This window comes from Streptomyces sp. NPDC014995, from assembly GCF_043080745.1.
GTDB lineage: Bacteria > Actinomycetota > Actinomycetes > Streptomycetales > Streptomycetaceae > Streptomyces.
Window position 1 is genome coordinate 162,662 of the sequence record NZ_JBIBVX010000022.1, and the last position, 13,451, is coordinate 176,112.

General features: G+C 70.8%; 14 protein-coding genes and 1 tRNA gene. 7 read left to right on the top strand and 8 right to left on the bottom strand.

Annotated elements, in window-relative coordinates; translation table 11 throughout:
• Positions 1 to 155 precede the first annotated feature (155 nt).
• Both ACF1A1_RS35110 and ACF1A1_RS35115 read left to right on the top strand, forming a co-directional pair.
• On the top strand, positions 156 to 830 hold the full coding sequence (locus tag ACF1A1_RS35110; protein WP_029382547.1) for a Crp/Fnr family transcriptional regulator: 675 nt from the start codon (positions 156 to 158) through the stop codon (positions 828 to 830).
• Positions 831 to 993: 163 nt separating this feature from the next.
• A complete protein-coding gene (locus tag ACF1A1_RS35115) occupies positions 994 to 1,875 on the top strand; it encodes a nucleotidyltransferase domain-containing protein (protein WP_392005560.1) in 882 nt (293 codons plus the stop codon).
• A gap of 15 nt (positions 1,876 to 1,890) precedes the next feature.
• Here the strand turns inward: ACF1A1_RS35115 and ACF1A1_RS35120 are convergent, their stop codons facing one another.
• From ACF1A1_RS35120 to ACF1A1_RS35135, 4 genes are all read right to left on the bottom strand, one after another.
• Positions 1,891 to 2,721, bottom strand: a complete 831-nt coding sequence (locus tag ACF1A1_RS35120; RefSeq protein WP_392005562.1) for an MBL fold metallo-hydrolase — start codon at positions 2,719 to 2,721, stop codon at positions 1,891 to 1,893.
• The gene (locus tag ACF1A1_RS35125) at positions 2,718 to 3,587 is read right to left on the bottom strand and encodes an NUDIX hydrolase (RefSeq protein ID WP_392005564.1); all 870 of its coding nucleotides are present in this window, start codon (positions 3,585 to 3,587) and stop codon (positions 2,718 to 2,720) included. The genes ACF1A1_RS35120 and ACF1A1_RS35125 overlap by 4 nt, the downstream gene beginning before the upstream one ends.
• A 432-nt stretch (positions 3,588 to 4,019) precedes the next feature.
• A complete protein-coding gene (locus ACF1A1_RS35130; protein ID WP_392005565.1) occupies positions 4,020 to 4,481 on the bottom strand; it encodes a RidA family protein in 462 nt (153 codons plus the stop codon).
• Entirely contained in the window at positions 4,478 to 4,636 is a 159-nt protein-coding gene (locus ACF1A1_RS35135; protein ID WP_003967454.1) for a DUF4177 domain-containing protein, read from the bottom strand. Before ACF1A1_RS35135 ends, ACF1A1_RS35130 begins: the two co-directional genes overlap by 4 nt.
• A gap of 139 nt (positions 4,637 to 4,775) precedes the next feature.
• On the opposite strand from ACF1A1_RS35135, the gene ACF1A1_RS35140 reads away from it, so the two are divergent.
• Both ACF1A1_RS35140 and ACF1A1_RS35145 read left to right on the top strand, forming a co-directional pair.
• Positions 4,776 to 5,753, top strand: coding sequence for an ArsA family ATPase (locus ACF1A1_RS35140; protein WP_392005567.1), 978 nt, complete (start codon positions 4,776 to 4,778; stop codon positions 5,751 to 5,753).
• Positions 5,750 to 7,105: an ArsA family ATPase gene (locus ACF1A1_RS35145; RefSeq protein ID WP_392005569.1), complete on the top strand. Its 1,356-nt coding sequence runs from the start codon at positions 5,750 to 5,752 to the stop codon at positions 7,103 to 7,105. The genes ACF1A1_RS35140 and ACF1A1_RS35145 overlap by 4 nt, the downstream gene beginning before the upstream one ends.
• A 14-nt stretch (positions 7,106 to 7,119) precedes the next feature.
• On the opposite strand, the gene wblA is transcribed toward ACF1A1_RS35145, so the two are convergent.
• On the bottom strand, positions 7,120 to 7,458 hold the full coding sequence (gene wblA / locus ACF1A1_RS35150; RefSeq protein WP_392005588.1) for a transcriptional regulator WblA: 339 nt from the start codon (positions 7,456 to 7,458) through the stop codon (positions 7,120 to 7,122).
• Positions 7,459 to 7,866: 408 nt separating this feature from the next.
• Between wblA and ACF1A1_RS35155 the strand changes: the two genes are divergently transcribed.
• The gene (locus tag ACF1A1_RS35155) at positions 7,867 to 10,125 is read left to right on the top strand and encodes a transglycosylase domain-containing protein (protein ID WP_392005571.1); all 2,259 of its coding nucleotides are present in this window, start codon (positions 7,867 to 7,869) and stop codon (positions 10,123 to 10,125) included.
• Positions 10,126 to 10,329: 204 nt separating this feature from the next.
• On the opposite strand, the gene ACF1A1_RS35160 is transcribed toward ACF1A1_RS35155, so the two are convergent.
• A complete protein-coding gene (locus ACF1A1_RS35160; protein WP_392005572.1) occupies positions 10,330 to 10,794 on the bottom strand; it encodes a GatB/YqeY domain-containing protein in 465 nt (154 codons plus the stop codon).
• A 75-nt stretch (positions 10,795 to 10,869) separates the two neighbouring features.
• Here ACF1A1_RS35160 and ACF1A1_RS35165 point away from each other — a divergent pair, with 75 nt between their 5' ends.
• On the top strand, positions 10,870 to 11,796 hold the full coding sequence (locus ACF1A1_RS35165; RefSeq protein ID WP_392005574.1) for a metallophosphoesterase: 927 nt from the start codon (positions 10,870 to 10,872) through the stop codon (positions 11,794 to 11,796).
• A gap of 564 nt (positions 11,797 to 12,360) precedes the next feature.
• On the opposite strand, the gene ACF1A1_RS35170 is transcribed toward ACF1A1_RS35165, so the two are convergent.
• Positions 12,361 to 12,540, bottom strand: a complete 180-nt coding sequence (locus ACF1A1_RS35170; protein WP_392005576.1) for a hypothetical protein — start codon at positions 12,538 to 12,540, stop codon at positions 12,361 to 12,363.
• Between ACF1A1_RS35170 and ACF1A1_RS35175 the strand changes: the two genes are divergently transcribed.
• Positions 12,541 to 12,614, top strand: a tRNA-Pro gene (locus tag ACF1A1_RS35175).
• Between the two features lie 74 nt (positions 12,615 to 12,688).
• Here ACF1A1_RS35175 and ACF1A1_RS35180 read toward each other — a convergent pair.
• The coding region (locus tag ACF1A1_RS35180) for a site-specific integrase (RefSeq protein WP_392005578.1) at positions 12,689 to 13,451 on the bottom strand (763 nt) is incomplete at its 5' end.

Genomic DNA, 13,451 nt, shown 5'->3' on the forward strand with positions numbered 1-13,451 from the left:
GCCCCCAATTGGACCCCTGCCGCTTACCTCGGGACACCTGTGCGGCATCCTTGTGACAGATCACACTGTTTGGACCGTCCGGCAAAATGGGGAACACGGTCCCCTGGCACACGGGGGAGCACCATCCCCTGAGCAGGTCGACAAGGAGAGAACTCGTGGACGACGTTCTGCGGCGCAACCCGCTCTTCGCGGCTCTCGACGACGAGCAGGCCGCGGAGCTCCGCGCCTCCATGAGTGAGGTGACCCTCGCCCGTGGCGACTCCCTGTTCCACGAGGGCGACCCGGGCGACCGGCTCTACGTCGTCACCGAGGGCAAGGTCAAGCTCCACCGCACGTCCCCCGACGGCCGGGAGAACATGCTGGCCGTCGTCGGCCCCGGCGAACTCATCGGCGAGCTGTCGCTGTTCGACCCGGGCCCGCGTACGGCCACGGCGACCGCGCTGACCGAGGTCAAGCTCCTCGGCCTGGGCCACGGCGACCTCCAGCCCTGGCTGAACGCCCGCCCCGAGGTGGCCGCCGCGCTCCTGCGCGCCGTCGCCCGGCGCCTGCGCAAGACCAACGACGCCATGTCCGACCTGGTCTTCTCGGACGTCCCCGGCCGCGTGGCGCGCGCCCTGCTGGACCTCTCCCGCCGCTTCGGCGTGCAGTCGGAGGAGGGCATCCACGTCGTCCACGACCTCACGCAGGAGGAGCTGGCCCAGCTCGTCGGCGCCTCGCGCGAGACGGTCAACAAGGCGCTCGCCGACTTCGCCCAGCGCGGGTGGCTGCGCCTGGAGGCGCGAGCGGTCATCCTGCTGGACGTGGAACGGCTGGCGAAGCGCTCGCGCTGACCGCGCCGCCCGGTCACACACGTCCGTATGACCATCACGAGGGGCCCTGCCGTGGATGACACGCGGCAGGGCCCCTCGTGCCTCACCGGTGGGCCCCAGGAGGGCGGTCCGCGGGCGCCGTAAATGCGCTGCCCCCGCGCTCCTCTCCCGGCACAGTGACCCCATGGCCGAAACCGTTCACCGCCCCGGTCTCGACGCGCAGGGATACATCGAGCGCGAGGGGTCTCTCGCGCGCGTGCCCCGCGCCTTCCGTCCCGTCGTGGCCGCGGCACGCGACCGTGTGCCGGAGGTCTTCGGGGCGCGGCTGCACAGTGCGTACCTCTACGGGTCGATTCCGCGCGGCACCGCGCGCGTGGGGCGCAGCGATCTGGACCTCCTGGTCGCCCTCCGGGAGGAGCCCACGGAGGCGGACCGGGCCGGCGCCGGTGCGCTGGGCGAGGCGCTCGACACGGAGTTCCCGCAGATCGACGGGGTCGGCACGCTGCTTTACGGCCGGGCACGGCTGCTGAGCGACCTCGAGAGGTACGACCTGGGCTGGTTCGTGGCGTGCCTGTGCACCCCGCTGCTCGGGGAGGACCTCGCCGAGCAGCTGCCCCGCTACCGGCCGGACTCCCTGCTCGCGCGGGAGACCAACGGGGACCTCGCCCTGCTCCTCCCCCGCTGGCGCGCCCGCGCCGCCGAGGCCGACGACGCCGAGAGCGCCGAGAACGCCGACGAGGCCCGGCGTCCGCTGGTCCGCTTCATGTCCCGGCACCTGGTCCGCACCGCCTTCACGCTGGTCATGCCCCGCTGGAACGGCTGGACCAGCGACCTGCACGAAATGGCCGGGGCGTTCGCCGCCTACTACCCCGCGCGCGCGGAGCAGGTGCGGGCGGCGGCCGTACGCGGCTACGAGCCGACCGGGGACGCGGCCGTCCTGCGCTCGTACGTCGACGACCTCGGACCGTGGCTCGCCGAGGAGTACGCGCGCGTGCACGGCGTCAAGGCCCCCAGGCCGCCGCAGGCCGATCAGAGCCGCCCAGAGCCGCCCACGTCCGCGGCGTGATCGGAACGACAGGCCCTAGATGAGCCCGTGCTCCTCCAGGTACTCCAGCTGTGCCCGTACGGACAGCTCCGCCGCCGGCCACAGGGAGCGGTCCACGTCGGCGTACACGTGGGCGACGACCTCGGCGGGAGTGCGGAAGCCGTCCTCCACGGCCGTCTCGACCTGGGCGAGGCGGTGGGCGCGGTGGGCGAGGTAGAACTCGACGGCGCCCTGGGCGTCGTCCAGGACGGGACCGTGGCCCGGGAGGACCGTGTGGACGCCGTCGTCGACCGTGAGGGACCTGAGCCGCCGCAGGGAGTCCAGGTAGTCGCCCAGGCGGCCGTCGGGGTGCGCCACGACCGTCGTACCGCGGCCGAGGATCGTGTCGCCGGTCAGGACCGCGCGGTCGGCCGGGATGTGGAAGCAGAGGGAGTCGGCGGTGTGGCCGGGGGTCGGGACGACCCGCAGTTCCAGGCCGCCGACGCTGATCACGTTCCCGGCGGCCAGGCCCTCGTCGCCCAGCCGCAGCGCCGGGTCCAGGGCGCGCACCTTGGTGCCGGTCAGCTCGGCGAAGCGGGCGGCGCCCTCGGCGTGGTCGGGGTGGCCGTGCGTCAGCAGGGTCAGGGCGACGCGTTTGCCGGCCTCCTCGGCGGTGCGGAGGACCGTGCGCAGGTGGCCGTCGTCCAACGGGCCCGGGTCGACGACGACGGCCAGGTCGGAGTCGGGCTCGGAGACGATCCAGGTGTTCGTGCCGTCCAGGGTCATCGCGGAGGCGTTGGGCGCGAGGACGTTGACCGCCCGGGGGGTCGCGGGGCCGGAGAGGACCCCGCCGCGAGGCCGGCCGGGAAGGGCTGCTGCGTCCGTCATGCGGGGGCTCCACCTGTGGGGATGTGCTTGGTGAACTCGTCGTGGCCCGGCCAGGACAGCACGACCTCGCCGTCCACGAGACGCGCCCGCGCCAGGACGGGCGTGAGGTCGCGCGCGGGAGCGGCGGCCAGGGCCTCGGCGGCGGTGGCGCACGGGACCAGCTGGCGCAGGGTCGCGATGGTGGGCGGCATCATCAGCAGCTCGCCCTTGTCGTACGCGTCGGCCGCGTCCGCCGGGCGGATCCAGACCGTGCGGTCGGCCTCCGTGGAGGCGTTGCGGGTGCGCTGGCCCTCGGGGAGCGCGGCGACGAAGAACCAGGTGTCGTAGCGGCGGGGCTCGAACTCGGGGGTGATCCAGCGCGTCCAGGCGCCCAGCAGGTCGGAGCGCAGCACCAGTCCCCGCCGGCCGAGGAACTCCGCGAAGGACGTCTCACGGGCGACCAGGGCCGCCCGGTCGGCCTCCCAGCCGGCGCCGGTGGTGTCCCCGACGACGGAATCGGGGGTCGGCCCGGCCAGCAGGACGCCCGCCTCCTCGTACGTCTCCCGTACGGCCGCGCAGACGATCGCCTGGGCCTCCGCCTCGTCCACACCGAGCCGCTCGGCCCACCACGCGCGCGTGGGCCCCGCCCAGCGCACCTGCCGGTCGTCGTCCCGCGGGTCGACCCCACCGCCCGGATAGGCGTACGCACCTCCGGCGAAGGCCATGGAGGCGCGTCTGCGCAGCATGTGGACGACGGGACCGCCCTCGGCGTCCTTCAGGAGCATGACGGTGGCCGCGCGTTTCGGGGCGACCGGCTCGAGCGTGCCGTCCGCGAGCGCGCGGATACGGTCCGGCCAGTCCGCTGGAAACCACTGCCCATTCGCCATGGCCGGAGGCTATCCCGCGATGCGCGAATGTTCGAGAGGTGCCTGGGGCGAGGGGGATACGGCGGGCGCCGCAGGTGGCCCGCTCTCGGGCGCGGCCCGCCGAGGGACGGCAGTGGCCGCGCCGCCGAAGGCGCCCTCAGCCCGTCCGCACGGCCTCTGCCCACCGCGCCGCCGCGCCGCCGCGCCCCAAGGAGCACCGCGCGCGAGGAGTTCGGGATCGCCTGCGATCCCGCGACCGTCCGCTCGACCGGCTTCGACTTCGACTACGGCGATGCGCTCGCCGCCGGCACGCAGATCCTGCGGACCGGCGACCCGCCCACCGCCGTCTTCGCGGCCGGCGACGCGCAGGCACGCGGCGTGCGCGGCCACGGCGGCCACGCCCGCGTCCCGGGCCCGGAGGCCGTCGGCCACCCGTCCCTCACGCCGGCCCGGCTAGACCAGCTCGACCTGGATCTCCACCTCGACCGGCGCGTCCAGCGGCAGTACCGCGACGCCCACCGCGCTGCGCGCGTGCACGCCCTTGTCGCCGAGGACCTCACCCAGCAGTTCGCTCGCGCCGTTGAGGACGGCGGGCTGGCCGGTGAAGTCTGCGGCGGACGCGACGAAGCCGACGACCTTCACCACGCGCGCGATGCGGTCCAGGTCGCCCGCGACCGACTTGACGGCGGCCAGGGCGTTCAGCGCGCAGACGCGGGCGAGGTCCTTGGCCTCCTCGGCGGTGACCTCCGCGCCGACCTTGCCGGTGACGGGCAGTTTGCCGTCCACCATGGGCAGCTGGCCGGCCGTGTACACGTACGGCCCGGACTGCACGGCGGGCTGGTAGGCCGCCAGCGGAGGAACGACCTCCGGCAGGGTCAGGCCCAGCTCGGCGAGCCTCGCCTCGACCGCGCTCACGCCTTCTCCCGCTTCAGGTAGGCCACGAGCTGCTCGGGGTTGTTCGGCCCGGGGACGACCTGGACGAGCTCCCAGCCGTCCTCGCCCCAGGTGTCCAGAATCTGCTTCGTGGCGTGGACGAGCAGCGGCACGGTTGCGTATTCCCACTTGGTCATGGGCCGACTGTATCCGCTGTGGACCGCGGGGCCCCGCGCAGGCCAGGTGGCCGATCACGGCCGCGCGACGAGCGTCCGTCCGCCCCGTTGTCCACAGCCTCCCGATTGGCTCGGGCGCCGACTGGTTACGCTCGAAGACGTGAGCAGGCTCCAGGTCGTCAGCGGCAAGGGCGGGACCGGAAAGACGACGGTCGCCGCCGCACTCGCGCTTGCCCTCGCCACCGAGGGGAAGCGGACGCTTCTCGTCGAGGTCGAGGGCCGGCAGGGCATCGCGCAGCTCTTCGAGACGGAAGCGCTGCCTTATGAGGAGCGCAAGATCGCCGTCGCTCCCGGGGGCGGGGAGGTGTACGCACTGGCCATCGACCCCGAACTGGCCCTTCTGGACTACCTCCAGATGTTCTACAAGCTGGGCGGCGCCGGCCGGGCCCTGAAGAAGCTCGGCGCGATCGACTTCGCCACCACCATCGCGCCCGGCCTCAGGGACGTACTCCTCACGGGCAAGGCGTGCGAGGCGGTACGCCGCAAGGACAGGAACGGGCGGCTGGTGTACGACTACGTCGTCATGGACGCCCCGCCCACGGGCCGCATCACCCGCTTCCTGAACGTCAACGACGAGGTCGCGGGCCTCGCCAAGATCGGCCCGATACACAATCAGGCACAGGCCGTGATGCGGGTGCTGAAGTCGTCGGAGACGGCGGTGCACCTGGTGACGCTGCTGGAGGAGATGCCCGTCCAGGAGACCGCGGACGGCATCGCCGAACTGCGGGCGGCGAAGCTGCCGGTGGGCCGGATCATCGTCAACATGGTCCGTCCGGAAGTGCTGGACGGGGACGGGCTGGAACTCCTGCGGTCGGTCGGGCGTTCCTCTGTCGCGCGGTCGCTGTCCGCCGCGGGGCTCGGCGGCGCGCGGCGCGGCGGGCACGCCGAGCGGCTGGTGGACCCGCTCCTGGAGCAGGCCGAGGAGTACGCCGAGCGGTACGCGCTGGAGCACGAGCAGCGGTCCGTCCTGGCCGAGCTGGGCCTGCCGCTGCACGAACTGCCGCTGCTCGCCGAGGGCATGGACCTCGCGGGCCTGTACGAACTCGCCACCGAGCTGCGGAAGCAGGGGATGTCATGAGTCCGGACCAGACTCACGACCAGGGGAGCACCCGTCACGGCCTGTCCCCCGCGCGCGTGCTGGACATCGATCCCCTGCTCGACGATCCGGGCACCCGCATCGTGGTGTGCTGCGGCTCGGGCGGGGTCGGCAAGACGACGACGGCGGCCGCGCTGGGCCTGCGGGCGGCCGAGCGCGGCCGCAAGGTGGTCGTCCTCACCATCGACCCGGCGCGTCGGCTCGCGCAGTCCATGGGCATCGACTCGCTCGACAACACCCCGCGCCGGGTGAAGGGGGTCGAGGGGGACGGCGAGCTGCACGCGATGATGCTCGACATGAAGCGCACCTTCGACGAGATCGTCGAGGCGCACGCGGACGGCGAGCGGGCGGCCGCGATCCTGGGCAACCCCTTCTACCAGTCGCTCTCGGCGGGCTTCGCGGGCACGCAGGAGTACATGGCGATGGAGAAGCTGGGGCAGCTGCGGGCGAGGGACGAGTGGGACCTGATCGTCGTCGACACGCCGCCGTCCCGTTCGGCGCTGGACTTCCTGGACGCGCCCAAGCGGCTCGGGTCGTTCCTCGACGGGCGGCTGATCCGGCTGCTCACGGCCCCGGCGAAGCTGGGCGGACGCGCCGGGATGAAGTTCCTGAACGTCGGGATGTCGATGATGACCGGCACCCTGGGCAAGCTGCTCGGCGGTCAGCTGCTCAAGGACGTCCAGACGTTCGTGGCCGCCATGGACACGACGTTCGGGGGCTTCCGCACGCGCGCGGACGCGACGTACAAACTGCTCCAGGCGCCCGGCACGGCGTTCCTGGTGGTGGCGGCTCCCGAGCGGGACGCGCTGCGGGAGGCCGCGTACTTCGTGGAGCGGCTGGCCGCCGAGGACATGCCGCTGGCCGGTCTGGTGCTCAACCGGGTCCATGGCAGCGGCGCCGCCCAGCTGTCCGCCGAGCGGGCGCTCGCCGCCGCCGAAAATCTTGAAGAGCCCCGCATTGTGGATCAGGACGGCGGGAAAGCTGGACTTCGTAACTCTCCCGACACGTACGGCAGTTCAGAATCTCCCGCAGCTTCTCCCGCATCCGGTCCCGAGCCCGCCTCCCCAGGCACCCACAGAAGCCCAGATCGCAGCACTGATCCCGGCACGGATCAGAGCGCCGATCGGCTCACCGCGGGCCTGCTGAGGCTGCACGCGGACCGTATGCACCTGCTCTCGCGCGAGCAGCGCACGCGTGACCGTTTCACCGCGCTCCACCCCGAGGTGGCGGTCACCGAAGTGGCCGCACTGCCCGGCGATGTCCACGACCTCGCCGGCTTGCGGGACATCGGGGACCGGCTCGCGGCCAACCGGCCGGAGCTGCCCGACAACTGAGCCGAGAGGTGCTCTCAGCCCACCGCCGCGTAGTTCTCGTACACCTGGTCGTCGTCGAGCGACACGATGCCCGCGCCGCGCTCGTACTCCGAGCGCGCCGTCTCCAGTAGCCGGCGCCAGGAGGTGACGGTCGGCCGCCTGCGCAGCAGTGCGCGGCGCTCGCGCTCCGTCATGCCTCCCCACACGCCGAACTCGACGCGGTTGTCCAGCGCGTCGGCCAGACATTCGGTGCGTACCGGGCACCCGGTACACACCGCCTTGGCCCTGTTCTGCGCTGCTCCCTGAACGAACAGTTCATCCGGATCGGTAGTGCGGCAGGCAGCCTGCGCACTCCAGTCGGTTACCCAGCCCATACCGGCGCCGTCCTCTCCCGAATCGAGGCTCCCCCACGGCGGCAGCGGCATATTCACCGCCGCCAGTTGAGGACGTTACGGAAGGTGGGCACAGCGCAACACCCCCTTCGGGCCCAATCTTGAATGGCCCGAACGGACTATGCGTAAGCGGCAGATCACCCGGGGGAGTGAGCCTGCGACATGCACGACTATCCCGGCAAAAACGGGACAGTTCTGTTGGGTCACAACGGACGCCGGATGACACACAAGGCGGATTCGGACACGCCCCCAACAAGAAAGTGAGGAACCTCCGGAACGATTCGGGGTCGCCGGACGTATTGATACGTAGCCCTGCTGCTGTGACAGTTGAGAGCAGCTTAGGCCAAGGCATATACGCGTGTCCGGCGAATGAGAACGTAGGCTGCCCTCATGCCAAAGAAGCGCTCGGGCGGTGGTCTCACAACGACGCAGCAGGCCGCCAAGTTCCTCGGTGTCAGTGTGCTCTCGGGAGCCGTGCTGGCCGGCATCGCCCTGCCGGCGTTCGGCGCGCTGGGTCTGGCCGCCAAGGGATCGGTGGAGTCCTTCGACGAACTCCCGGCCAACCTCAAGACGCCACCACTGAGCCAGCGCACCACGATCCTCGACGCCAAGGGCGAGCAGATCGCCACGGTCTACTCCCGTGACCGCACGGTCGTCGACCTCAAGGACATGTCGCCGTACATACAGAAGGCGATCGTCGCGATCGAGGACTCGCGCTTCTACCAGCACGGCGCGGTGGACCTGAAGGGCATCCTGCGCGCGCTCAACAAGAACGCGCAGACCGGCGGCGTCTCCCAGGGCGCGTCCACACTCACCCAGCAGTACGTGAAGAACGTCTTCGTCGAGGAGGCCGGCGACGACCCGACGAAGGTCGCGCAGGCCACCCAGCAGACCCTCGGCCGAAAGATCCGCGAGCTGAAGTACGCGATCCAGGTCGAGGAGGAGCTCGGCAAGAAGAAGATCCTCGAGAACTACCTGAACATCACGTTCTTCGGCCAGCAGGCCTACGGCGTCGAGGCCGCCTCCCAGCGGTACTTCTCCAAGCACGCCAAGGACCTGACCCTGCCCGAGGCGGCCCTGCTGGCCGGCATCGTCCAGTCGCCCAGCCGCTACGACCCGGTCAACGACGAGGCGGAGGCCACCAAGCGCCGTAACGTCGTGCTGGAGCGCATGGCCGAGGTCGGCGACGTCTCGCAGGCCGAGGCCGACCAGGCGAAGAAGGCCCCGCTGGGCCTGAAGGTCACCCAGCCGAAGAACGGCTGCATCACGGCCGTCCAGGGCGCCAGCTTCTTCTGCAAGTACGTCGAGCGGGTCTTCAAGAGCGACCCGGTCTTCGGCAAGACCAAGGAGGAGCGCGCCAAGGTCTGGAACCAGGGCGGCCTCACCATCCAGACGACGCTCGACCCGCAGGCCCAGCAGTCCGTGCAGGACTCGCTGAAGGACCACGTCTACAAGTCGGACAAGGTCGCCGCGGCCGCCACCCTCGTCGAGCCCGGCACCGGCAAGATCCTCGCGATGGGCCAGTCGAAGCCGTACGGCTACGGCAAGAACGAGACCGAGTACAACTACTCGGTCAACGCGGCGATGGGCGGCTCGAACTTCGGCTTCCCGACCGGTTCGACGTTCAAGCCGTTCGTGGCGGCGGCCGCCCTGGAGGAGGGCCGGCCGGTGACGCAGACGTACCCCGCGCCGTACCAGATGCCGTACCCGAACCAGGTGCAGACGTGCAGCGGCAAGCCCTGGGTCAACACCGACAACGCCAAGCTGGAGAACGAGGCGGAGTCCGAGGTCGGGCCGTACGCGCTGAAGAAGGCCATGGAGCTGTCGGTCAACACCTACTTCGTGCAGATGCTCGCCGACATCGGCATGTGCCCCGTGGTGAAGATGACCGACGCCCTCGGCGTCGTCCAGGGCAACGGCGACAAGGTCCCCGAGGTGCCCTCGTCGATGACGCTCGGTTCGACCGGCCTCTCGCCGCTGACGATGGCGAGCGCGTACGCCGCCTTCGCCAGCCGCGGCATGTACTGCACCCCGATCGCCATCGAGTCGATCACCCAGACCGTGAACGGTCAGAAGAAGTCGCTGGAGGTCCCGAAGTCGACCTGCTCCCGCGCGATGAGCGAGAAGACCGCGGACAGCATCAACACCCTGCTGAGCGGTGTGGTCGACTCCGGTACGGGCAAGCAGGCCGGTCTGTCCGGCCGCGCGAACGCGGGCAAGACGGGTACGACCGACGAGCGCAAGAACGCCTGGTTCGTCGGCTACACCCCGAACCTCTCGGGCGCCGTCTGGGTCGGCAGCGCCACCCAGAAGGTCAAGATGACCAACATCACCATCGGCGGCGTCTACCACTCCCAGGTCTACGGCGGTGACACCCCCGGCCCCATCTGGCGGGACGCCATGTCCGGCGCCCTCGAGGGCAAGGAGGCCCCGTCCTTCAACCTCGTCGACATCCCGAACCCGCCCGACAGAAACCGCGGCGACGAGGACGACGAGGGCAACGACGGCGGCAACGGCAACCAGGACCTCATCGGCGGCCTGATCGACGGCGGGAACAGCAACACCGGCGGCATCACCCTCCCGGACAACCTGTTCCAGGGCCAGACCAACGGCGGAGGCAACGGGAACGGCAACGGGGGGCGTGGCTGATTCCGGGGCATGAGCCCGAGCGGGTCATGACGAACGGCCCTTGCCTCCGATACGGGGAGGCAAGGGCCGTTCGTCGTGATGGCGGAGTCGGCCGGTGCGGCGGGTCGGTCGGGCCGACGGGTTGGTCGGGTCAGCCGGGTCAGAGGCGGGCCGGACCGGGTCGGCAGGGTCAGCTGGGTCAGCCGGGTCGGCAGGGTCAGCAGGTCAGCCGGCGAGGAGCTTCTTGACCGCGGCGGCGACGCGGCCGCCCTCGGCCTGGCCGGCCACCTTCGGGTTCACGATCTTCATGACGGCGCCCATGGCCCGCGGCCCCTCGGCACCCGCTGCCCTCGCCTCCTCGACGGCCTGGGCGACGATGTCGTTCAGCTCGTCGTCGCTCAGCTGCTTCGGCAGGTACGCGGCGAGGACCTCGCCCTCCGCCTTCTCCCGCTCGGCGCTCTCGGCGCGACCACCCTGCGCGAAGGCCTCGGCGGCCTCACGGCGCTTCTTCGCCTCGCGGGTGATCACCTTCTGCACCTCGTCGTCGGAGAGCTCGCGCTTCTCCTTGCCCGCGACCTCCTCCTTGGTGATCGCGGCGAGCGTCAGCCGGAGCGTCGAGGAGCGGAGCTCGTCGCGCTCCTTGATCGCGGCGTTGAGGTCTTCCTGCAGCTTCGACTTGAGCGTGGTCATGGGTTTGATTGTCGCAGGTGCGGGCAGCACGACGCCCGTTCATTAAAAGGGCGGTGGGTCTGACACGATGGACGTATGCGCGCGCGATACGGAGTACCCGTAGGAATCGCGGCGGTTGGTGCCGCCGGTCTGTTGTACTCGGCGGGCTTCGAGGCCCGCTCCTTCCGCCTCCGACGGGTGACGGTCCCCGTCCTCCCCGCCGGGATGCGTCCCCTGCGCGTGTTGCAGGTCTCCGACATCCACATGGTCAGCGGTCAGCGCAAGAAGCAGCGCTGGCTGCGCTCACTGGCCGGCCTGCGCCCCGACTTCGTGATCAACACGGGCGACAACCTCTCCGACCCGGAGGGCGTCCCGGAGGTCCTCGACGCGCTCGGTCCCCTGATGGAGTTCCCGGGCGCGTACGTCTTCGGCTCCAACGACTACTACGGCCCGAAGCTGCGCAACCCCGCCCGCTACCTGCTGGAGAAGGCCCAGGGCCGCCACGGCCTGAACGGCAACGCGCCCGCGGTCGGCGTGGTCCACAACCCCTGGGAGGACCTGCGCGACGGTTTCGACGGCGCGGGCTGGCTCAACCTGACCAACACGCGCGGCACGCTGAAGGTCGAGGGCGTGTCCGTGGAGCTCACGGGCCTGGACGACCCGCACATCAAGCGGGACCGGTACGCACAGGTGGCCGGCGGCCCCTCGCGCTCGGCGGACTTCTCGATGGGCGTGGTGCACGCGCCGTACCTGCGCACGCTGGACGCGTTCACGGCGGACGACTACCCCCTGATCCTCGCCGGCCACACCCACGGCGGCCAGCTGTGCATCCCCTTCTACGGCGCGCTGGTCACCAACTGCGACCTGGACACGGACCGTGTGAAGGGCCTGTCCACGCACACGGCGGAGGGCCGTACGGCGTACCTGCACGTGTCGGCAGGCTGCGGGACGAACCGGTACACACCGGTACGGTTCGCTTGCCCGCCGGAAGCTACGTTGTTGACGTTGGTGGAGAAGGAGTAGGGGCGGTAGCCGACGCCCTCCCGGATTGACCAGGCCCGACCGACCAGGACACCCCGGCCGGGCCCGCCCGCATGGCCCCCTTGTCCTCCCTCCCCAGGGCGAGGACATGACCGCCCGGACACCCAGGGACCTCCCGACCTGCCGGCGATTCCGCGGACCCATGCGATCCTGCCCTCCTTCGTCCCCGCCGCGGCTGCGATTCCCCCATGCGCCGCCCCCTGCCCCCGCCTGGACCGGGGCGGCGCTGCTCCACGTCGTGATCACCGGCCTGGTGTACCACCTGCTCCTCGCGGACGAGACGAGCCCGTTCTCCGTGACGGGCACGACCGGCGCCCCGACGGGCCGGCCCGCGACCACGGGCCACCTACCGCACACGGTCACTCCGGCGTCCGCCGTCCGGGACTGGCTGCTACTGACGCCCCAGGCCGCCTGCGCCGGCGCCGGGCGACACCTGGCTGCTGCACCCCCTGGCCTACCTGGGCCTTTTCCTGATCCGCGCGGAACTGATCGCTCCGAGCACACCCGGCCGCCGCCTCTCCCCCGTCCTCGACACGGCCGCCACGGCTACAGCACACCCTCGCCAACGCACTCCTGCTGGGTTTGTCCTTCTACGCCCTGGCGACCCTCCTGATCACCCTCGACCACGCCCGCCTCAACCCGATCCGCCACCGCGCCAAAACCGGATTTCGTCTCCAGCCACCGGTGGGCTAAAGTAAACGACGTCGCCGCGACAAGCAGCGACATCGGGGTGTAGCGCAGCTTGGCAGCGCGCTTCGTTCGGGACGAAGAGGTCGTGGGTTCAAATCCCGCCACCCCGACACAGGTCAGAGGCCCATTCACGTGATCGTGAATGGGCCTCTGTCGTGCGTACAGCAGCCGGGTACAGCAACCGCTATGACTCTTGCTGGCCGTCCTTGTCCGGCTGCTCTTCCGCCCGCTCTTGCTGCTTGCGCTTGCCCTTCTTTTCCTTCTTCTGCTTGCCGCCGCCCAGGGCCTTGCCGAGCTTGCGCAGCGTTCGGCGGGTATCGGCGGAGGGCACGTGGGTGTAGACCTCCATCGTCACCGCGATTTCGGAGTGGCGGAGGATCTGCATCGCGATCCGCGGGTGGACGTCGAGCGCGGCCAGGAGCGAGGCGCAGGTGTGGCGGGTGTCGTGCACGCGGATACGGCGGACCCCGGCGCGCTCACAGCGGCGGTCAAACTCGCGGGTGACGTTCCTCGGCTCGACCGGGGTGCCGTAGCGGGTGGTGAAGACGAGGTCGGATTCCGTCCAGAGATCCTTTGCCCGCTCCTTCGCGGCTTGCTGCTCCTTCTGGCGGAGCCGGAGGGCGGTCAGGCAGATGTCCGGCAGCGGGAGCACCGCCTCCGAGGCCTCTGTCTTGGCCGTGTCGGTGTGCAGGAGACGCCGGCGGACGCGCTGCAGCTGGTGGCGGATGTGCAGCTCCCCCGTGTCCAGGTTTACGTCCGACCAGGTGAGGCCGAGGACCTCACCCTTGCGCAGGCCGAGGACGAGGATCAGCGCGTAGGCGCAGTACAGGTAGTCGCCGCCAGGTCTGGGCGGGGGCTTGACCCCGGATCTTGGACACCCGAGACACTTGGATCTTGAGTCCAGGAGAACGGATGTCCCGTGGTCATGAAGCACTATCCGCCGGAGT

Excerpts from the sequence above, each read along its gene's own strand:
- ACF1A1_RS35115 (WP_392005560.1), top strand. The coding sequence starts at position 994 with ATGGCCGAAACCGTTCACCGCCCCGGTCTCGACGCGCAGGGATACATC.
- ACF1A1_RS35120 (WP_392005562.1), bottom strand. The coding sequence starts at position 2,721 with ATGACGGACGCAGCAGCCCTTCCCGGCCGGCCTCGCGGCGGGGTCCTC.
- ACF1A1_RS35125 (WP_392005564.1), bottom strand. The coding sequence starts at position 3,587 with ATGGCGAATGGGCAGTGGTTTCCAGCGGACTGGCCGGACCGTATCCGC.
- ACF1A1_RS35135 (WP_003967454.1), bottom strand. The coding sequence starts at position 4,636 with ATGACCAAGTGGGAATACGCAACCGTGCCGCTGCTCGTCCACGCCACG.
- ACF1A1_RS35145 (WP_392005569.1), top strand. The coding sequence starts at position 5,750 with ATGAGTCCGGACCAGACTCACGACCAGGGGAGCACCCGTCACGGCCTG.
- wblA (WP_392005588.1), bottom strand. The coding sequence starts at position 7,458 with ATGGGCTGGGTAACCGACTGGAGTGCGCAGGCTGCCTGCCGCACTACC.
- ACF1A1_RS35155 (WP_392005571.1), top strand. The coding sequence starts at position 7,867 with ATGCCAAAGAAGCGCTCGGGCGGTGGTCTCACAACGACGCAGCAGGCC.
- ACF1A1_RS35160 (WP_392005572.1), bottom strand. The coding sequence starts at position 10,794 with ATGACCACGCTCAAGTCGAAGCTGCAGGAAGACCTCAACGCCGCGATC.
- ACF1A1_RS35165 (WP_392005574.1), top strand. The coding sequence starts at position 10,870 with ATGCGCGCGCGATACGGAGTACCCGTAGGAATCGCGGCGGTTGGTGCC.
- ACF1A1_RS35170 (WP_392005576.1), bottom strand. The coding sequence starts at position 12,540 with ATGTCGCTGCTTGTCGCGGCGACGTCGTTTACTTTAGCCCACCGGTGG.